Consider the following 546-nt stretch of genomic DNA (forward strand, 5'->3'; position numbering starts at 1 on the left):
TTACCAAGGTGATCGATGTGATCGGCAAGAATCATTTTGGCTTCCGCAAGCCAAGGCGTGTCTTCTGGGAAGGTTGCAAGGTGCAGGAGTAAGCATTCTTGCAGGTTCCGCGATGCCACACCAAGCGGGTCAAACTGTTGGATGCGTTTGCGCACGGCTTCGACTTCATCCAACTCAATATCTTCGTTGTCGAAGCTTTCGTGAATCTCTTCAGGAGATAGGGTCAGATAGCCGTAATCGTCAATCGCATCAATGATGGCAATGGCAATCGTACGGTCGGTCTCACTGAAAGGCGTTAAGTCGAGTTGCCACATTAAGTAATCGTGCAGCGATTCTGTGGTTTCGCCTTGGTAGACCGGCATATCATCGTCTAACGCTAAACCGGTACTGCCCGTATTTGCGCTGTAGACATCATCCCAAGTTGTGTCGATTTCAAGCTCTGAGCTGATTTCGGACTTTTCGATGACGTCAGAACTATCAGGAACTTCGATTTCTGTTGGCTCGTTGGCACTGTTGTCAGCAGTTTCGAGTGCTGATTTATCTTCA

Annotated in this window: 1 pseudogene; it reads right to left on the reverse strand. The window is 48.5% G+C overall.

The features are described from left to right. A pseudogene (locus R7190_RS29920) lies at nucleotides 1-546 on the reverse strand (RNA polymerase factor sigma-54); the annotation flags it as partial.

Source organism: Vibrio sp. 1078-1 (assembly GCF_033340475.1).